The following is a 19462-nucleotide window of genomic DNA, read 5'->3' on the forward strand; positions in this document are numbered from 1 at the left end:
CGATGACCGTCAGCCACCCGGTGAGTGACCACTGACCGATGCCGGCATCGGCCCGAAACGCATCCGGAATCACCTTACACGCGAGTCTTAACCAGGCATGGCCCGAGCTACCACGACCACCCGCACCGATCCCTCAGCCTTGCCATCCCGCATCGGCAAACTGCTGGGCGAGGTCCGCTGGTTTCTGCTGCTGGCCGTCACGCTGGGCTTCCTGTGCGTGCTGGCCAGCTACAGCAAGACCGATCCCGGCTGGTCGCATGCCAACCAGGTGGCCGATATCCACAACCTGGGCGGCCGCGTCGGCGCCTGGGTGGCCGACGTGCTGTTCTTTATCTTCGGCTTTTCCGCCTACTGGCTGGCGGTGCTGCTGGTGCGCCGCTGCTGGCGCGGCTGGCGCACGCTGACCGCCGAGCTGCCCGAGCGCGCGGACCACGGCCTGCACCGCCAGGGCGTGACCGTCAGCTGGATCGGCTTCGGGCTGACCCTGTTCTCCAGCATGGGCCTGGAGGCGATCCGCATGTACCCGCTGCGCGCCGCGCTGCCGCGCGCGCCGGGCGGGGTGCTGGGCGATCTGCTGGGCGGCTGGCTGCAGGTGGCGCTGGGCTTCACCGGCGCGACCCTGCTGCTGTTGCTGCTGCTGGCGATCGGGCTGTCACTGTTCTTCCATTTCTCCTGGCTGACCGTGGCCGAGCACGTCGGCGGCTTTGTCGAGACCCTGTTCCTGGGCTTCAAGGCCCGCCGCGAGAGCAAGCAGGACCGCATTATCGGCGAGGCCGCCAAGACCGAGCGCAAGGAAACCGTCGAGGTGCAACGCGTGCGCATCGAAGAAGCAGCGCCGGTGCAGATCGTGCGCCCGCAGGCGGTGCCCAAGCATGAGCGCGTCGAGCGCGAGAAGCAGCAGCCGCTGTTCGCCGATATCCAGGACTCTGACCTGCCGCCGCTGTCGCTGCTGGACCCGATCCCGCCGCACCAGGAAACCGTCAGCGCCGAGACCCTGGAATTCACCTCGCGCCTGATCGAGAAGAAGCTCAAGGACTTCGGCGTCGAGGTCAAGGTGGTGGCGGCCTACCCGGGCCCGGTCATCACACGGTATGAGATCGAGCCCGCCACCGGCGTCAAGGGCAGCCAGGTGGTGAACCTGGCGCGCGACCTGGCGCGCTCGCTGTCGCTGGTGTCGATCCGCGTGGTCGAGACCATCCCGGGCAAGAACTACATGGGGCTGGAGCTGCCCAACCCGAAGCGCCAGACCGTGCGCCTGTCGGAAATCCTTGGTTCGCAGGTCTACAACGAGAGCGCGTCCAGCCTGACCATGGCGTTGGGCAAGGACATCGCCGGCAAGCCGATGGTGGCCGACCTGGCCCGCATGCCGCACTGCATGGTGGCCGGCACCACCGGCTCGGGCAAGTCGGTCGGCATCAACGCGATGATCCTGTCGCTGCTGTACAAGGCCAAGGCGGAAAGCGTACGCCTGATCCTGATCGACCCGAAGATGCTTGAAATGAGCGTCTACGAGGGCATCCCGCACCTGCTGTGCCCGGTGGTGACCGACATGCGCCAGGCCGGCAATGCCCTGAACTGGGCCGTCGGCGAGATGGAGCGCCGCTACAAGCTGATGAGCAAGCTGGGCGTGCGCAACCTGGCCGGCTACAACAAGAAGATCGATGAGGCCGCGGCCCGCGAAGAGAAGATCCCCAACCCGTTCAGCCTGACCCCGGACGCCCCGGAGCCGCTGGACCGGCTGCCCACCATCGTCATCGTCATCGACGAGCTGGCCGACCTGATGATGGTGGTCGGCAAGAAGGTGGAAGAGCTGATCGCCCGCATCGCGCAGAAGGCGCGCGCGGCCGGCCTGCACCTGGTGCTGGCCACGCAGCGCCCGTCGGTGGACGTGATCACCGGCCTGATCAAGGCCAACGTGCCGACCCGGATCGCGTTCCAGGTCAGCAGCAAGATCGACTCGCGCACCATCCTCGACCAGCAGGGTGCCGAAGCCCTGCTGGGCATGGGCGACATGCTCTACCTGGCGCCGGGCACCGGCTTGCCGGTGCGCGTGCACGGCGCCTTTGTGTCGGACGAGGAAGTCCACCGCGTGGTGGAAAAGCTCAAGGAATCCGGCGAAGCCAACTACATCGAGGGCATCCTCGAAGGCGGCCTGACCGAGGACGCCGGCGGCGGCGACGGGTTTGGCGGCGGTGCCGGCATTGGCGGTGGCGGTGGCGAGGCCGATCCGCTGTACGACCAGGCAGTCGAGGTGGTGCTGAAGAACCGGCGCGCGTCGATCTCTCTGGTGCAGCGCCACCTGCGCATCGGCTACAACCGTGCCGCGCGGCTGCTCGAAGACATGGAAAAGGCCGGCATGGTCTCGGCCATGTCGGGCAACGGCAACCGCGACATCCTGGTGCAGGGCGCGGGTGCTGCCCGCGAAGATGACTGAGCGCCGCTCGCGCAGCCCTCGTAATATCCGGTTACCCGCCGACGTGCGGTGCGCGGAATCCCCGGGCCGCCGGCGGCTCTAAAAGGACAGGTTGCCCGTGCCCGACGCGGCGCAGGCAACGCACCTACAACTACCAGGACCCGAACCATGCGAAACCGCATCCTCGTGTCGGCTTGCGCCGCGCTGGCGATGTTTGCCCTCCAGGCGCCGGCCCATGCCGCCGCCACCGACCAGTTGCAGAGTTTTGTCACCGGCGTGAAGAGCGCGCGCGGCGAGTTCACGCAGCGCCAGGTCAAGGGGCAGGGCGCCAACGGCAAGGTGACCGGCACCTCCAGCGGCACCTTTGTGTTCTCGCGCCCGGGCAAGTTCACCTGGCGCTATACCAAGCCTTACGACCAGCTGCTGCAGGCCGACGGCCAGACCCTGTATATCTACGACAAGGACTTGAACCAGGTCACCGAGCGCAAGCTCGACGGCGCGCTCGGCTCCAGCCCGGCGGCGATCCTGTTCGGCAGCAATGACCTGGAAAAGAACTTCGTGGTCAAGAACGGCGCGACGCGCGATGGCGTAGAGTGGCTGGAGCTGACGCCCAAGGCCAAGGACACGCAGTTCGAGCGCATCGGCATCGGCTTCAAGGCCGGCAATCTTGAGGCCATGGAGCTGCGCGACGCGTTCGGCAACACCACCCTGCTGACCTTCACGGGCATGCAGAAGAACCCGCCGCTGGCGGCCGATGCATTCCGGTTCACGGTGCCCAAGGGCGCCGATGTGATGAAGCAGTGAGGCCCGCCATGAACGATCCGCAGGAAGGTCCCGCAGTCACCATCCGTTCCCGGCGCCGCCAGCGCGCCGTGCTGCTGGCCAGTGCCGGCGCGCTGCTGTTGGCGGCATGCGCCAGCAGCGGCGGCGGCGCCAGCAAGTTCGATGTCGATTCCTTCCTGCGCGCATCGGACTCGGCGTTGCCCGAAGTACTGGGCAATGGGGCCTTCCTCAAGGCCACGCGCGTGCCTGCCACCGACTGCGCGGTGATGCTGCAATCGGCCAGCACCGGCGTACTGGAAGACCTGCCGCCGAGCAGCAGCGCGCGCGGCCCGGCCTGGCTGTTGCACCCGAAGGACAAGCCCGGCGAGGTATGGCTGGTGGTCAGCGAGTCCGGCGGCGAGCGCACCTGCCACGGCCCGTTGCCGGCCGACGCCATGCAGGCGCTGGCCGCCCGGGCCAAGGGCTGAACCTGGGGCGCCGCCGTCAGTGCGGCTTGATGGCGATCTTCAGCACGCCGTCGCGCTGGTTGGCGAACAGGTCGTAGGCCGCGACGATGTCGTCCAGCTTGTACTGGTGCGTCACCAGCGCGCCCAGGTCGACGCGGCCCGACTCGATCACATTGATCAGCCGCCGCATGCGCTCCTTGCCGCCGGGGCACAGCGCAGTGTTGATCTTGTGGTCGCCCAGCCCTGCGGCGAAGGCCGACAGCGGAATGGTCAGGTCGCTTGAGTAGACCCCCAGGCTGGACAGCGTGCCGCCGGGCTTGAGCACGCGCAGCGACTGCTCGAAGGTTGCCTGCGTACCCAGCGCCTCGATCGAGGCATCCACGCCGCGCCCGCCGGTCAGCTTCATGACCTCGTCCACCACGTCGCAGTTGCGGAAGTTCAGGACCACGTCCGCGCCCATCTTGCGCGCGATCTCCAGCCGGTGGTCGTTGCCGTCGATGGCGATGATGGTGGTGGCGCCGCATAGCCGCGCGCCGGCGGTCGCGCATAGCCCGATCGGGCCCTGCGCGAACACGGCCACGGTGTCGCCGATGCGGATATTGGCGTTTTCCGCGCCCTTGAAGCCGGTGGACATGATGTCGGGGCACATCAGCACCTGCTCGTCGGTGAGGCCATCGGGGATCGGCGCCAGGTTGGCCTGGGCGTCGGGCACCAGCACATATTCCGCCTGGGTACCGTCGATCATGTTGCCGAAGCGCCAGCCGGCGGTCGCCTTGTAGCCGTGGCAGCCGCACTGCCCGCTGGCCATCAGGTAGCTGCCATCCTGCGAGGCCACGCCGTCCTGCGCCGCGTACGAGTTGAAGTTGGGGCAGATTGCGCCGGCGATCACGCGCTGGCCTTCGCGGTATCCCGTAACCGCGCTGCCGAGCTTTTCGATGATGCCGACGGGTTCATGGCCCACGGTCAGGCCCTTCGCCACCGGGTACTCACCCTTGAGGATGTGCACGTCGGTGCCGCAGATGGTGGTGGTGGTGATACGCACCAGGGCATCGTTGGGGCCGATATCCGGGATGGGCTTGTCTGCCAGTTCGATCCGGCCAGGCTCGACAAAAACGGCGGCTTTCATCATTGCGGTCATGCGTTGCTCCCAGGGAAGGCGCAAGGGGATGCGCGGTGGGTGGAGTGGGGCGGGATGTTGCCGGCCCGCTTACTCACTGATAGCACGCATGGGTTATAGCCCGGTTTATCCAGATCAAGCCGAGGCCACACGGAAAATGTGCACAATACATGGCAATCCGGCAAAAGTTTCATATCGGTGTGCAAGGAAGCTGAACGCTGCGGTATGCCGCGGGTCCCAGCGTCCTCATACTCGCCATACCCATCAGGAGAACAACATGATTGCGATGCGAACTATCCTCTGCTGGACGCGCCAGGCCGCCACGCTGGCGGCGGGCGGGGTCCTGCTGGCAGCCTGCGCGGCGCAGCCGCCGGCGCCCGCGCCGACCGGCCCGCAAGGCGCGCGTGGCACGCCCGAGGGCTGTGCCGCCGACAAGCTGGCCGACGATGCCCTGGTCGGCAAGACCGAGGCCGAGGTCATCGGCCTGCTGCAGGGCTGCGCGTGGCGCCTGGGCGAGCGCGACGGCCAGCAGTTCCCCGGCACCATGGACTACAACCCGCAGCGCCGCACCCTGGGCGTCAAGGCCGGCAAGGTAGTCTGGGTGCGCCGCGGCTGAGGCCGGGCGCGCATCCTGCGGGCATTGATCTGTCAACTGCCGCCAACATGACGGAATTGTAATTTGACGGTCTGAACAAGAATCAATATTGTTTCCCGCTGACCGGAATCCAATAACCGGGCGGCCCCGGGGTGCCCGGCGGCTGCCCAAACCATGCTGGGGAGCCATCCGCGTGAAGACCACTATCCGAACCTTGCTGCCGCGCGCTGCGGCGCTGGCCCTGCTGACCCTGCCGCTCGCCGCGGCGGCGCAGGAAAAGGTGCTCAACCTCTACACCGCGCGGCACTACCAGACGGACGAAGCGCTGTACACCAACTTCACCAAGCAGACCGGCATCAAGATCAACCGCATCGAAGGCCAGGAAGACCCGCTGCTGGAGCGCATCCGCAATGAAGGCGCCAACAGCCCGGCGGACGTGTTCATCACGGTGGATATCGGCCGCCTGTGGCGCGCCCAGCAGGCTGGCGTGTTTGCGCCGGTAAAGTCGAAGGTGCTGGAATCGCGCATCCCGGCCAACTACCGGGACGCCAATGGCGAATGGTTCGGCTTCTCGGCGCGCGGCCGCGTGATCGCCTACAACAAGACCGCGGTCAAGGCTGGCGATATCGCCAGCTATGAAGACCTGGCCGATCCCAAGTGGAAAGGCAAGGTCTGCACGCGTTCCAGCGGCCATGTCTACAACCTGTCGCTGGTTTCCAGCCTGATCGCCCACGATGGCGAGGCACGCACCGAGCAATGGGCGCGCGGCGTGGCCGCCAACCTGGCGCGCGTGCCCAAGGGCGGCGACACCGACCAGCTCAAGGCGGTTGCCGCCGGCGAATGCGACGTGGCCATTGCCAACACCTACTACATCGCGCGCCTGCTGAAGTCGACCAAGCCGGAAGACAAGGCCGTGGCCGACAAGCTGGGCGTGCTGTGGCCGAACCAGTCGAGCCAGGGCGTGCACATGAATGTCTCGGGCGGCGGCATGCTCAAGCATGCGCCCAACAAGGAAGCGGCGGTCAAGTTCCTGGAGTACCTGGCCAGCGACGAGGCCCAGCGCTACTTTGCCGACGGCAATAACGAATGGCCGGTGGTGCAGGGCGTGAAGGTCAGCAACCCGGCGCTGGAAGCGCTGGGCACGTTCAAGTCCGACACCATCAACGTGGCCGAACTGGGCAAGTACCAGCCGCAGGCACAGAAGCTGGTGGACCGCGCCGGCTTCAAGTAAGCCGCCACGGCCTTTACAGCAGGGCGGTTCCTGCTACAGCAGGAACCGCTTGTTCCCCGTCACCTGCGTCGGCTCCAGCTTGCGGAACGTCAGCTTCACGCTGCTGTTGAGCCGCCGCCCCGCCTGTCGCCGCACCAGTGCCCGGTGCAGCAGGCCCTTGTGGCCGACCGTGCCTTCGGCATAGGGCTGGTCCGAGGTCCCGCCCAGCGCCATCGCGGCCAGTGCCTGGTTGCGTTCGGCCGCACTCTTTTCCAGCAGCTTGTCCAATGCCATGCGTGCGCGCACCTGCGCCGCCAGCGCGGTGTCGCCTGGATTGGCGCGGGCGCGCTCGGCATCCCACGGCAGCTGCACCTTGCCGGCAAGGCGGCGCAGCGCGGCGCGCAGTTCGGCGCCATCCATCTGGGTTTCCTGCACGATCCAGACGGCGTCATGGCGCAGCACCGCTTCGGCATCGGCCATGCGGCGCACCAGCGCGGGCTGCAGCTCGGGCGACGAGAACTGCCGCGCGCGGCGGATCGCGTTGAGCGCGATGCGGCGCACCTGCGGGTTGGCGTGATCGAACAGGTCAGCGATGACGCGCGCGGCCGTGTCGGCCGAATCGACCATCTCCGCCAGCTGGCCGGCCAGCGAGACTTCTTCCACGCCGCTCAGCTTGTTGCGGCTGAGCCGGTTCAACTTGAACAGCAGGATGTGATATCGCAGCATAGGTTCTTGCGCGGCAGGCATGCCGCTGTTCGCTCCCGGGCGAACGCCGGGCCATAAAAGGCTATCGGCGCGCAGCGGTGCGACTTTAGCGCAGGAACGGCAAGGGGCGTAAGTTCAGTGCTGCGCTTCGCGCCGGATCGTGCGCGACAGCACGATCACCGGCAGCAGGCCCACGGCCACGATCACCAGCGAGGCGGTGGCGGCCTCGGCCAGGCGCTCGTCGGCAGCGAGGTTGTAGGCCTGCACGGCCAGCGTGTCGAAATTGAACGGGCGCATCACGAAGGTGGCCGGCAGCTCCTTCATCACGTCGACAAAGACGATCAGTGCCGCCGTCAGCAGGCTGCCGCGCAGCATCGGGAAATGCACGCGCCGCAGCGTGGCGCCGGGGCCGTGGCCCAGGCTGCGCGCGGCGGCGTCCATGCTGGGCGTGATCTTGCCCAGCCCGGCATTGACGGTTTGCAGCGCCACGCCCAGGAAGCGCACCAGCAACGCATAGACCAGCGCGGCGATGCCGCCGGTCAGCAGCAGCCCCACTGAGAGCCCGAACTGCTGCTGCAGCCAGGCCGACAGCGCGTTGTCGAGCCGCGCCACCGGCACCAGCACGCCCACAGCAATGACCGAACCCGGCAGCGCATAACCCATGCCGCACAGCCGCGTCAGGCCGCGCATCAGCCAGCTGCGCTTGCCGTTGACCGCGCGCGCGGCGTAGCCCACCGCCAGCGCGACCGCCACCGCGGCCAGCGCGGTGGCGCTGGCCAGCAGGAAGCTGTTGCGCACCAGCCCGACAAAGCGCGGGCCGAACTGCGCATCGCCGTCGGAGAAGGCCATGCGGCACAACATCAGCGCGGGAATCAGGAAGCCCAGCAGCACCGGCACCATGCATACGGCCAGCGCCAGCCAGCCGCGCCCGCCGTCCAGCGTCCAGGCCACGGCGCGGCGCTGGTTGCCGTAGACCTGCGCGCGGCCGCGGCTGGCGCGCTCCATCAGCAGGATCGCGGCGACGAACAGCAGCATGCATGCCGAGAGCTGCGCCGCGGCGTTCTTGTCGCCAAGCGAAAACCAGGCGCGGAAGATGCCGGTGGAGAAAGTCGGGATGGCAAAGTAGGCGACGGTGCCGAAGTCGGCCAGCGTTTCCATCATCGCCAGCGCGGTGCCGGCAACGATGCCGGGGCGCGCCAGCGGCAGCACCACGCGCCAGAGCCGGCTCCAGGTGCCGTGGCCGAGCAGGCGCGCGGCCTCCAGCGTGTTCTGGGTCTGCTGCAGGAAGGCGGCGCGCGCGGTCAGGTAGACGTAGGGGTACAGCACCAGCGAGAACAGCGCGATGGCGCCGCCCAGCGAGCGGATATCGGGGAACCAGTACTCGCGCGCCTTCCAGCCGGTCAGCTCGCGCAGCCAGCCCTGTACCGGCCCGGCAAACTGCAGCGCATCGGTGTAGGCATAGGCGATGACGTAGGCGGGCATCGCCATCGGCAAGACCAGCGCCCATTCCATCACGGTGTGCCCCGGGAAACGGTAGGTCGATACCAGCCAGGCGGTGGTCACCCCCAGTAGCAATACCCCCACGGCGACGCCGCACAGCAGCCAGACGGTATTGAGCACGTATTCCGCCAGCACCGTGTCGATCAGGTGGCGCCAGGTGTCGCCGGCGGGCAGCAGCACGGCCGAGGCGATCACCAGCACCGGCACGGCGATCAGCAGCGCCATCACCAGGGTGGCCAGGGTAAGGGGATGGAAGCGGCGGCGGCTGGACAGGAGCATGCGTCGGAAAGTGGGCGGAAGTGCCGCGCGCAGCGTGCGGGCTGCCGCATTCTAGCAATGTGGGGCACCCTTTCGCCCCGAAAGTCGGTCCCGGCCCCCGGCTGCGTCTTTATAATGCGCACATGCGAACCGATTCCTATTCACGCTTACCCGGCGCCCAGGCCCGCAGCCGGCCAGCGACCCGCGCAGGCGTTGCTGACGTCACTGGCGCCGGCGCCGCTGTCATCGAGGTGGACCATATCCGTCACGCCTTCGGCCGCCATGCGGTGGTCAAGGGACTGTCGTTCTCGGTGGCGCGCGGCAATATCGCCTGCCTGCTGGGGCCCAGCGGCTGCGGCAAGACCACGGTGCTGCGCGCCATCGCCGGTTTCGAGCCGCTGCAGGACGGCCGCATCGTGCTGGACGGGCAGGTCGTGTCGTCTTCCGGGGCGATGCTGGCGCCGGAGCAGCGCCGCATCGGCATGGTGTTCCAGGACTATGCGCTGTTCCCGCACCTGGACGTGGCGGCCAACGTGGGTTTCGGCCTGGTGCGGGCCAGCCGCGCCGGGCGCGCGGCGCGCGTGGACGAGGTGCTGCAGCTGGTCGGGCTGGCCGGTGCGGGCCGCAAGTATCCGCATGAGCTGTCCGGCGGCCAGCAGCAGCGCGTGGCGCTGGCGCGCGCGCTGGCACCGCGCCCGGAACTGCTGCTGCTCGACGAGCCGTTCTCCAACCTCGACGTCGACCTGCGCGAACGCCTGAGCCTGGAGGTGCGCGCGATCCTGAAGGCGCAGGGCACCACCGCGATCCTGGTCACGCACGACCAGCACGAGGCCTTTGCCATGGCCGACGAGATCGGCGTCATGCACGACGGGGTGATCGAGCAGTGGGGCAGCGCGCACGACCTCTACCACCGGCCGACATCGCGCTTTGTCGCGGGCTTTATCGGGCAGGGCGTGCTGATGGCGGGGCGGCTGCGCGGGACTGCGGAGATTGAACTGGAACTGGGCCTGCTGCGCCCCGCGGCGCCGCTGGCGCTGCCCGCGGGCGCCGCCGTCGACGTGCTGGTGCGCCCCGACGACATCATCCACGACGACGCCAGCCCGATGCGCGCCGAAGTGGTCCACAAGGCCTTCCGCGGCGCCGAGATCCTGTACACGCTGCGCCTGGCCAGCGGCAGCCGCGTGCTGGCGCTGGTGCCGTCCCACCACAACCATGCCGTGGGCGAGCGTATCGGCATCCGTGTCGAGATCGAGGACGTGGTGGCATTTGCCGCGTAGCCTGCCACGCAAGGGCAGGGCGCCGATGGTCTACACTGTGGCGTTCTGCATTCACAAGGCTTGAATACCGTGGCGGACACGCTGTTTTCCGATACTCCCGACCGTTCCCGGCAACCGCTGGCCGAGCGCCTGCGCCCGCGCACCATCGACGAGGTGATCGGGCAACAGCACCTGCTCGGTGCGGGCAAGCCGCTGCGCGTGGCGTTCGAGTCCGGCGAGCCGCATTCGATGATCCTGTGGGGCCCGCCGGGCGTGGGCAAGACCACGCTGGCGCGGCTGATGGCCAGCGCCTTCGACGCCGAGTTCATCGCGCTGTCGGCGGTGCTGTCGGGCGTCAAGGACATCCGCGAGGCGGTCGAGCGCGCCGAGCAGTTCCGCGCGCACGGGCGGCGCACGCTGGTGTTCGTCGACGAAGTCCACCGCTTCAACAAGAGCCAGCAGGATGCCTTCCTGCCGCATGTGGAAAGCGGGCTCTTCACCTTTATCGGCGCCACCACCGAGAATCCCTCGTTCGAAGTCAACGGCGCCTTGCTGTCGCGCGCGGCGGTCTATGTGCTCAAGAGCCTGGACGATGCCGAGCTGACGCAGCTGGCGCTGCGCGCCAGCGAAGAACTCGGCGGACAGGGTGGCGACCTGAGCTGGCAGGACGAAGCGCTGCAGCTGATCGTGGCCTCGGCCGATGGCGACGGGCGCAAGCTGCTGAACAATATCGAGATCGTGGCGCGCGCCGCGCGCACCGCCGGCGCCGCGCAGATCGATACCGCGCTGCTTGGCAGCGCGCTGTCGGAAAACCTGCGCCGCTTCGACAAGGGCGGCGACGCCTTCTACGACCAGATCAGCGCGCTGCACAAGTCCGTGCGCGGATCGGACCCGGACGCCGCGCTGTACTGGTTCTGCCGCATGATCGACGGCGGCGCCGACCCGCGCTACCTGGCGCGGCGCATCGTACGCATGGCGTGGGAGGATATCGGCCTGGCCGATCCCCGTGCCGCCCGCATCACGCTGGACGCGGCCGAGACCTATGAGCGCCTGGGCTCGCCCGAGGGCGAACTGGCGCTGGGCCAGGCCCTGATCTACCTGGCCGTGGCGCCCAAGTCCAACGCCGGCTACAACGCCTACAACGCGGCGCGAGCCTTCGTCAGCAAGGACAAGTCGCGCGCGGTGCCGGTGCACCTGCGCAACGCGCCGACCAAGTTGATGAAGGAGCTTGGCCACGGCCACGCCTACCGCTACGCGCACGACGAGCCCGAGGCCTACGCCGCCGGCGAGCACTACTTCCCGGACGACCTGAAGGCCCAGGGCTGGTACCAGCCGGTGCCGCGCGGGCTGGAGGGCAAGATTGCCGAGAAGCTGCGCCACCTGCGCGAGCTGGATGCCGCCTGGCATCGCGAGCAGCGCGTGGCCAAGTCAAAGGACGGCGGCAAGGGCGGGGAGTGAGCGGTGGCGTGAGCCGGCAACACGGCGGCGGCCTGGCCTCGCCCGGTTCGCGCCGGACTGGGCCGGTGCAGTAAAATGGCGGGTCCGCCGGCATGTCGCTGGCCCTGCACTTCACCAAAGCAACATGCTCGACATCCAGCTGTTCCGCAAAGACATCGACGCCGTGGCGCAACGCCTTGCCACGCGCGGCTACCAACTCGACATTGCGGCGTTCCAGGCACTTGAGGCCGAACGCAAGCAACTGCAGACCCAGACCGAGGAACTGCAGGCCCGCCGCAACAGCCTGTCCAAGCAGATCGGCATGCTCAAGGGCAAGGGCGAGGACGCCTCGGCCGTGATGGCAGAAGTGGGCGGCATCGGCGACACGCTCAAGGCCTCGGCCGCGCGGCTGGACGAGATCCAGGCGCACCTGGCTGAACTGATGCTGGCTATCCCCAACCTGCCGCATGAAAGCGTGCCGGTGGGCAATGACGAAACCCAGAACGTCGAAGTGCGCCGCGTGGGCGAGCCGCGCCAGTTCGATTTCGCCGTGCGCGACCACGTCGACGTGGGCGAGAAGCTGGGCCTGGACTTCGACACCGCGGTCAAGGTCACCGGTTCGCGCTTCTCGATGCTGCGCGGCGGCCTGGCGCGCATGAACCGCGCGCTGGTGCAGCTGATGCTCGACACCCATACGCAGGAACACGGCTACACCGAGATGTACGTGCCGTACATGGTCAACGCCGCCTCGATGCGCGGCACCGGCCAGTTGCCCAAGTTCGAGGAAGACCTGTTCAAGGTGCCGCGCAAGGTCGGCAGCGAGGAAGGCGAGCGCATCGAGAACTTCTATCTGATCCCGACCGCCGAGGTGCCGCTGACCAATATCGTGCGCGATGCCATCGTCGCGGGCGAGAAGCTGCCGCTGCGCTTTGTCGCGCATACGCCGTGCTTCCGCTCGGAAGCCGGCTCGTACGGCAAGGACACGCGCGGCATGATCCGCCAGCACCAGTTCGACAAGGTCGAGTTGGTGCAGGTGGTGCCGGCCGGGCAGTCGTTCGATGCGCTGGAGCAACTGACCGGCCACGCCGAGGCGATCCTGAAGAAGCTGGATCTGCCGTTCCGCACCATCGTGCTGTGCACCGGCGACATGGGCTTTGGCAGCACCAAGACCTACGACCTGGAGGTGTGGATCCCCGCGCAGAACACCTACCGCGAGATCAGCTCGTGCTCGAACATGGGCGACTTCCAGGCGCGCCGCATGCAGGCGCGCATGCGCACGGGGCAGGGCAAGCCGGAGCTGGTGCACACCCTCAACGGCTCAGGCCTGGCCGTGGGCCGCACGCTGGTGGCGATCCTTGAGAACTATCAGAACGCAGACGGCTCGGTCACGGTGCCGACCGCGCTGCAGCCGTACATGGGCGGCATCACCCGCCTGGAGTCGGAGCTGTAAAGCGAACTGAAAAAATCCGCAGCCAGCCTCTTGCATCGGCTGGCTGGACATGGCTATAATCTTGGTTTCGCCACACGGCAACAAGTTACCGGAGAGGTGGCAGAGTGGTCGAATGTACCTGACTCGAAATCAGGCGTACCGGCGACGGTACCGTGGGTTCGAATCCCACCCTCTCCGCCAAAACAAGAAGCTGCCCGGCTCGACCACCGGACAGGCAAAAACAGTGTAGTAAAACTCAGGCCGACGCCCACGAAAGTGCGCGTCGGTTTTGTTTTTTCCGCGGCCGGTTTTTCATGCGGCGGGCATGGGCCACCGCACTGGCCTGCGTACCGGACGCGCTGCCGGGTGCACTATCATGGCGATCCGCAACGCAGGATGCCGCACCATGACACAGCCACCCGCCACCCAACCCCCAGCACCGGTCTTCCACGGCGATCCGGCCGAACTGCCGGCCGACCCCAACCTGGTCGCCGGCATGCCGTACCTGCACTACAAGGGCGGCGCCTACACGGCGGTCGGCATCGGCCGCTTCGAGGCCGATCTCGCGCCGGTGGTGGTCTATCGCGCGATGCGCGATCCCTCATTGCTGTGGGTGCGCCGCGCCGATGTGTTCAGCGAACCGGTGGCCACGCCGCACGGCGAGGTGCCGCGTTTTGCGCCCGCCTGGCCCGCGGCGCTGGCCTGCCTGGACTTCCTGCCGCGTCAGGCGGTGCTCGATGTGCTGGCGCTGCACGACACGCCTTACCGGCACTACCACGACCGCCGCCATATCCTGGAGATGTTCGAGACCGCTCACGCGCGCGGCATTGCGCTGGACCGCGCGCAGGCGCTGGCGGTGCTGTGCCACGACGCGATCTATGTGGCGGGGTGCGAGCACAACGAGGCGGCGTCGGCGGCGCTGATCGAAACGGTGGCGCCCGGCGAAGACCGCGCGGTGCTGGACCGTGCCGCGCAGATCGTGCTCGATACGCGCGGCCATGGCCCGAGCATTGCCGGCGCCGAAACTGTGCTCGATCTCGACCTGCTCAGGCTGGCCGCGACGCCGGAAAGGTTCGATGCCCATAGCCTGGACGTGTTCGCCGAGAACCGCGCCTTGCTGGCCGCGCGCACCGGTCTCCAGGGGGGGGCGCTGGAGACGGAATTCATGCGCCGCCGCGCGGCGTTCCTGGGCAAGCTGGCGCAGCGCCCGCAACTTTTCCTGACCGAAGCTTTTGCCGACTGCGAGGCGCCGGCGCGCGCCAATATCGCCCGCATCGTCGGCGCGGCGGGCGCGTCCCGTGATTGACGTGCCGGCACGCGCGAGCGCCTTCGCCGAGGCCGGGCTCACGCGGGGCACGGCGCTGGGGCTGCTGGCGCTGTTCACGCTGGTGACGGTGCTGCTGCTGAGCCTGGTGCCGCTGCTGGTCGCGCTGTTGCGGCCGGTGGTGCGCTGGCTGGACCGGTGGCGCGTGTGGGGGGCCGGCGCACTGTCCGCGCGAGTCGCCGCACAGCCGCGCCGCCTGAGCACGCTCACGCTGCGCGTGCTCGAGCGCGACATGGCCGAGCTGCTGCTGGTGCTGCTGGCCGGCGCCGTGCTGCTGGCCTGCGGCAGTGCCCTGTTCTGGCTGGCCGGCGAGGTCGCCGAAAGCGGGGGCGTGGTGCGCATCGACCAGATCGTGTTTGCTTGGCTGCGTGCCTTGCGCACCGACTGGCTCGATATCGCGATGGTGGCCGTGACCGAACTGGGCGGCGCGCGCATTTCCGTGGTGGTGGGCGTGGCGGTGTTCGCGTGGCTGTGCTGGCGGCGCGCCTGGACCGTGGCGCTATACTGGGCCGCCGCGCTGCTGGGTGCGCGCGCCTGCGTGATGGCGCTCAAGCTGGGCATGGCGCGCGTGCGCCCGGCCAGCATCTACAGCGGCCTGGAATCGTATTCCTTTCCCAGCGGCCACGCCACCAGCAGCATGGTCACCTATGGCTTCCTGGCGTTCCTGATGTGCCTGCGCCAGCCGTGGCGCGTGCGCATTCCGGTGCTGGCGCTGACCGTGGTGGCGGTGGCGGCGATCGGGATCTCGCGGCTGTACCTGGGCATGCACTGGCTGTCGGATGTCGCGGCAGGCTATGCGCTGGGGCTGGCATGGATCGCGCTGCTCGGTACGGCTTACCGCACGCTGCATGTGCCGGCGCCGAGGGAATCGGTGGCGCCATGGCGGCTGGGCGTGGTGGCTGCGGCAGCGGTGGTGGTGGCGTTCAGCTATGTGGCGTGGTTCCGGCTGCCGGATACGCTGGAGCGCTACCGGCAGGCTGGCGCCCCTAAGCCAGCGGCGCTGGCGCTTCAGCCTCCGGCGCTTGCGGCAGGCGCGACACCAGCAGCTGATCGATCTTGTGATGGTCGATGTCCAGCACTTCGAAGCGATAGCCCGCTACGGTGATCGACTCGGATTTCTTCGGGATGCGCTTGAGCGCGTAGATCACCAGCCCGGCCGCAGTGTCGACATAGTCCTCGCCGGGCAGGGTGTCGAGATCCAGCGCCTTCTTCAGGTCCACCAGCGGGGTGAGGCCGTCGACCAGCCAGGAGCTGTCATCGCGCCGCACGATCTGCTCGTCCTCGCTGGAATACAGGATGTCTCCCATCAGCGCGCCGACGATATCGTCCAGCGTGACTATGCCCACCACCAGCCCGTACTCGTTCATCACCACGGCAAAGTTCTGGTGCATCTCGCGGAAGCGCGTGAGCGCCTCGGACAGGGTCAGCGTGTCGGGGATCACCAGCACGTTCTTGTCGTGGTGGCGGCCGATATTGCCGATCGCAGCGGCGCTTTCATCGGCGAGCAGCAACTGCAGGATGTCCTTGGAATCGATATAGCCCTGCACGTCGTCGAGGTCGTGCCCGCACACCGGGTATTGCGCGTGCGGCTGGCTGACCAGCTTGCGGCGCACGCTGTCGGCGGGTTCGTCGAGACTCAGGTAGACCACGTCGTCGCGCGGCGTCATGATCGCAGTAATGCTCTTGAACTCGAGCTCGAACACGTTCTCGATCAGGTGGAGTTCATGCTTGTGCAGCACGCCGGCTTCGGCGCCGGCATCGACCATCGCGGCGATGTCCTCGGTGGTGATCTGGTCGACCGGCTTGGTCGGCAGGCGCAGCAGCCGCAGCGTGGCATCGGCGGCGGCGTTGAAGATCCACACCAGCGGCTTGAGCACGCGCAGCAGCGTCAGCATCGGGTCGATCACCGCCACCGCGCACCGCTCGGGGAAGGTCATGGCGATGCGCTTGGGGATCAGGTCGGCAAACTGGATAAACAGCAGCGTCACGATCAGGAACGAGCCGATATTGGCCGTGCGCTGGGCGTGGACCACCTGCATATAGGGCGACAGCGTTTCCAGCAGCAGGTCCGACACATGCTTCTCGCCGAGGATACCGGCCAGGATGGCCACGCTGTTGACGCCGATCTGCACGATCGTGAAGAAATTCCCGGGCTCCTCCTTGAGCCGCAGCACGCGCGTGGCGCGGCCATCGCCGCGCTCCGACAGGACTTGCAGCTTGGTGCGGCGGGCGGCCGTCAGCGCGATCTCGGAGACCGAGAAAAAGGCGCTGACAAGGACAAGGGCGATCAGGATCAGGACGAACATAGGCGGTTTGGCGCCTGCAGCTTGTGCCTGCAGGCGGCTTGATGATGGTGCACGGCGCGAGCGGCTGTCAATCAGGCATCAGGCAGACCTCGATCGCGGCTCCGAGGCACCGCGTCAAAGCTGGCGGCCGGCGCTTCCAGCCGCTGCGGCAGCGTCGCGGCCAGTTCCCCGGCGGCCAGCGCAAACTGCGCGCGCAGGTCGTCGGCCAGGCTGGAGCCGGCGCGGTGGCTGGCGCGCAGCATCTGGATCTCGAACGGCAGCACCGGCGCCACGTCATGCAGCGCGACCCGCTCCGGGCTGGCGCTGAGCGCGGTGTACTGGTCCAGCAGGGTCACGCCCAGTCCGGCATCGACCAGGGCCAGCGCCAGCGAATAGGTCTGCACCTCCAGCGTCGAGCGCGGCTCCAGCGCATGCCGGGCCAGGGTCTGGCGCACCAGCAGCCCGAGCGAGCTGTTGTCGTCATAGCCGATGAAGGCGCGCTCCATCAGCCGCTGCATCGGCACCACCTGGCGGCGCCCGCCGGCAGGCAGCGGCTGGCCGCGCGGCACCGCCAGCAGCATGCGGCCGCTGGCCACCGGCTCGCAGGAGATGGCCTCGTGGCCCGGCGGCGCAAAGGCAAAGCCCAGGTCGATCTGGTTGGCCAGCAGCGCCCCGACGATCTCGTCGGTATGGTGGGTCAGCACCTGCACCTGCGTGTCCGGGTGGCGCGCGCAGAAACGCCGCACTGCCGGCACCAGCAGCGGGTTGGCCAGGCTGGGGGTGGCGGCCACGCGCAGCCGCCCAGCGCCCTTGTGACGCAGGCTTTCCGAGACCCGGCGCACGCGCTCGATCTCGCCATATAGCCTTTCGACATCGCCATAGAGCGCATTGGCCTCGGGCGTGGCCTGCAGCCGGCCGCGCACCCGTTCGAACAGGCGGAAGCCGAGCGAGGCCTCGGCATGCTGCAGCACGCGCGTGACCACCGGCTGGGACACATGCAGCAGGCGCGCGGCCTCGCTGACGGTGCCGGTCAGCATCACGGCGCGGAAGACTTCGATCTGGCGCAAGCGCATGGCAATCCGGGAAGCGGGCAGGCATCCATAGCCTGATGACATATTCTGGCACGTATTCGCATTGGGCAATCCGCGCCGCCTGCACTACGCTTTGCCGGATCAGGACGAAGCAATCAAGGGATGGCAATGCAGGTAGTGATCGTGGGCGCCGGCGTGGTCGGCATGACGACGGCATGGCGCCTGGCCGAGGACGGCCACCAGGTGACGGTGCTGGAGCGCCACGACGGGCCGGCCGAGGAGACCAGCTTTGCCAATGGCGGGCAGCTCAGCTACAGCTATGTGGCGCCGCTGGCCGGGCCGGGCGTGATGGCCAAGGTGCCGGGCTGGCTGCTGCGGCGCGATTCGCCGATGCGCTTCCGGCCTGCTGCCGACCCGGCGCAGTGGCGCTGGCTGGCAGCCTTCATGGGCGCCTGCAATGCCGCCACCAGTGAAGCCACCACGCGCAAGCTGCTGCGGCTGGGGTTCTATTCACGCGACCTGATGCAGGCCTTCGTGGCCCGGCACCAGCATGATGATGTGGGCGCCGGCTTCGATTTTGCGCGGCGCGGCAAACTGGTTGTGCACCGCGATGCAGCGGCGCTCGACGCGGCCTGCCAGTTGCTGGAATACCAGGCCAGCCTGGGTTGCGAGCAGCAGGCGCTGGACCGCGATGCCTGCGTGGCGCTGGAGCCCGCGCTGGCCGGCATCCGCAACGAGATTGCCGGCGCCATCTACACGCCGAGCGAGGAGGTGGGCGACTGCCACCGCTTCTGCCTGTCGCTGGCACGGTTGCTGCAAGACGGGGCGCACGCCGGCGTGTCGATGCGCTTCGGCACCGTCGTGCAAGAACTGGTGCAGCAGGGCGGGCGCGTGACCGGCGTGCGGACCGCCAGCGGCGTGATGCCGGCCGACGTGGTGATCGTGGCCGGAGGCATCGGCAGCGTGCCGCTGCTGCGCCCGCTGGGCGTGCGGCCGATGCTGTGGCCGCTCAAGGGTTACAGCATCACGGTGCCGCTGGCCAGCGGCGCGCGCGCGCCGCATATCAGCGTGACGGACTTTGCCAACAAGATCGTCTACGCGCGCATCGGCAATACACTGCGGGTGGCGGGCATGGCCGACCTGGTGCGCGGCGGCACCCGCATCGACCCGGAGCGGGTCGGCACGCTGGTGGCACAGACGCGCGCGCTGTTCGAGGGCATCGTGCCCGAGCTGCCGCTGGCGCAGCTGCAGCCGTGGGCCGGGCTGCGCCCGGCCACGCCGGACGGCCTGCCGCTGGTGGGCCCGTCGCGGGTGTCCGGGCTATGGCTGAACCTGGGCCACGGCGCGCTCGGTTTTACGCTGGCGATGGGCAGCGCCGGCCTGCTGGCCGACCGGCTGGCAGGGCGCCGTCCGGCCATCGAAGCAGAGGATTTTGATGCTGCGCGCGCATAGCCGCAGGCAAGTATTGCTTCATGCCGTACCCGTGCGTCCGCAATCCACGACGCTGTTCACGAAACATGCCTCAATGACCAAGCCCCACTACAAGGAGCGAACTTGACGTCCTCCCCCTGCCTAAAGGCAGGGGATTCCCACACTTGGCGATGCACGTCCGCATCGGAGAATGTTTAACGCAGCATTGGTATCACGGTCATGCACGACACCACATCTACTGC

At 68.1% G+C, this 19462-nt stretch carries 16 protein-coding genes and 1 tRNA gene; 12 read left to right on the forward strand and 5 right to left on the reverse strand.

Annotation, left to right across the window (positions count from 1 at the left end; genetic code table 11):
• Positions 1-97 precede the first annotated feature (97 nt).
• The 3 genes from AC1Q7H_RS05990 (at position 98) to AC1Q7H_RS06000 (ending at position 3663) form a co-directional block, all read left to right on the forward strand.
• Positions 98-2434, forward strand: coding sequence for a DNA translocase FtsK (locus tag AC1Q7H_RS05990; RefSeq protein WP_153954853.1), 2337 nt, complete (start codon positions 98-100; stop codon positions 2432-2434).
• Between the two features lie 147 nt (positions 2435-2581).
• Complete coding sequence (gene lolA / locus AC1Q7H_RS05995) at positions 2582-3217, forward strand: outer membrane lipoprotein chaperone LolA (RefSeq protein ID WP_153954852.1); 636 nt, start codon at positions 2582-2584, stop codon at positions 3215-3217.
• An 8-nt stretch (positions 3218-3225) separates the two neighbouring features.
• Entirely contained in the window at positions 3226-3663 is a 438-nt protein-coding gene (locus AC1Q7H_RS06000; RefSeq protein WP_013955811.1) for a hypothetical protein, read from the forward strand.
• 16 nt (positions 3664-3679) lie between these two features.
• Here the strand turns inward: AC1Q7H_RS06000 and AC1Q7H_RS06005 are convergent, their stop codons facing one another.
• Entirely contained in the window at positions 3680-4780 is a 1101-nt protein-coding gene (locus tag AC1Q7H_RS06005; protein ID WP_211980811.1) for an NAD(P)-dependent alcohol dehydrogenase, read from the reverse strand.
• A gap of 256 nt (positions 4781-5036) precedes the next feature.
• Between AC1Q7H_RS06005 and AC1Q7H_RS06010 the strand changes: the two genes are divergently transcribed.
• A complete protein-coding gene (locus tag AC1Q7H_RS06010) occupies positions 5037-5375 on the forward strand; it encodes a hypothetical protein (protein ID WP_013955813.1) in 339 nt (112 codons plus the stop codon).
• Positions 5376-5547: 172 nt separating this feature from the next.
• Complete coding sequence (locus AC1Q7H_RS06015) at positions 5548-6585, forward strand: Fe(3+) ABC transporter substrate-binding protein (RefSeq protein WP_211980812.1); 1038 nt, start codon at positions 5548-5550, stop codon at positions 6583-6585.
• A 33-nt stretch (positions 6586-6618) separates the two neighbouring features.
• On the opposite strand, the gene AC1Q7H_RS06020 is transcribed toward AC1Q7H_RS06015, so the two are convergent.
• A complete protein-coding gene (locus AC1Q7H_RS06020; protein WP_492378890.1) occupies positions 6619-7290 on the reverse strand; it encodes a hypothetical protein in 672 nt (223 codons plus the stop codon).
• A gap of 114 nt (positions 7291-7404) precedes the next feature.
• Positions 7405-9048, reverse strand: a complete 1644-nt coding sequence (locus AC1Q7H_RS06025) for an ABC transporter permease (protein ID WP_153954849.1) — start codon at positions 9046-9048, stop codon at positions 7405-7407.
• A 122-nt stretch (positions 9049-9170) separates the two neighbouring features.
• On the opposite strand from AC1Q7H_RS06025, the gene AC1Q7H_RS06030 reads away from it, so the two are divergent.
• The 6 genes from AC1Q7H_RS06030 to AC1Q7H_RS06055 all read left to right on the forward strand — a co-directional run bounded on the left by AC1Q7H_RS06030 (position 9171) and on the right by AC1Q7H_RS06055 (position 15578).
• Positions 9171-10304 carry an ABC transporter ATP-binding protein gene (locus tag AC1Q7H_RS06030; RefSeq protein WP_013955817.1) on the forward strand — a complete coding sequence of 378 codons (1134 nt, stop codon included), beginning with the start codon at positions 9171-9173 and terminating at the stop codon, positions 10302-10304.
• A gap of 69 nt (positions 10305-10373) precedes the next feature.
• Positions 10374-11741, forward strand: coding sequence for a replication-associated recombination protein A (locus AC1Q7H_RS06035; RefSeq protein WP_492381047.1), 1368 nt, complete (start codon positions 10374-10376; stop codon positions 11739-11741).
• 124 nt (positions 11742-11865) lie between these two features.
• A complete protein-coding gene (gene serS, locus AC1Q7H_RS06040) occupies positions 11866-13170 on the forward strand; it encodes a serine--tRNA ligase (RefSeq protein WP_013955819.1) in 1305 nt (434 codons plus the stop codon).
• 90 nt (positions 13171-13260) lie between these two features.
• Positions 13261-13350 (forward strand) — tRNA-Ser (locus AC1Q7H_RS06045).
• A 175-nt stretch (positions 13351-13525) separates the two neighbouring features.
• Complete coding sequence (locus AC1Q7H_RS06050) at positions 13526-14455, forward strand: DUF1653 domain-containing protein (RefSeq protein WP_492378889.1); 930 nt, start codon at positions 13526-13528, stop codon at positions 14453-14455.
• On the forward strand, positions 14448-15578 hold the full coding sequence (locus tag AC1Q7H_RS06055; RefSeq protein ID WP_492378888.1) for a phosphatase PAP2 family protein: 1131 nt from the start codon (positions 14448-14450) through the stop codon (positions 15576-15578). Before AC1Q7H_RS06050 ends, AC1Q7H_RS06055 begins: the two co-directional genes overlap by 8 nt.
• Here the strand turns inward: AC1Q7H_RS06055 and paeA are convergent.
• Positions 15460-16779: a polyamine export protein PaeA gene (gene paeA / locus AC1Q7H_RS06060; RefSeq protein ID WP_492378887.1), complete on the reverse strand. Its 1320-nt coding sequence runs from the start codon at positions 16777-16779 to the stop codon at positions 15460-15462. The two genes, AC1Q7H_RS06055 and paeA, sit on opposite strands and share 119 nt — an antisense overlap.
• Positions 16780-16850: 71 nt before the next feature.
• Positions 16851-17831 (reverse strand): LysR family transcriptional regulator, encoded by a 981-nt coding sequence (locus AC1Q7H_RS06065; RefSeq protein ID WP_153954844.1) that lies wholly within the window; start codon positions 17829-17831, stop codon positions 16851-16853.
• A 126-nt stretch (positions 17832-17957) separates the two neighbouring features.
• On the opposite strand from AC1Q7H_RS06065, the gene AC1Q7H_RS06070 reads away from it, so the two are divergent.
• Positions 17958-19241 carry a D-amino acid dehydrogenase gene (locus AC1Q7H_RS06070; RefSeq protein WP_492378904.1) on the forward strand — a complete coding sequence of 428 codons (1284 nt, stop codon included), beginning with the start codon at positions 17958-17960 and terminating at the stop codon, positions 19239-19241.
• Positions 19242-19462 lie beyond the last annotated feature (221 nt).

The sequence above is a fragment of the Cupriavidus sp. GW823-FHT06D04 genome (genome assembly GCF_058795055.1).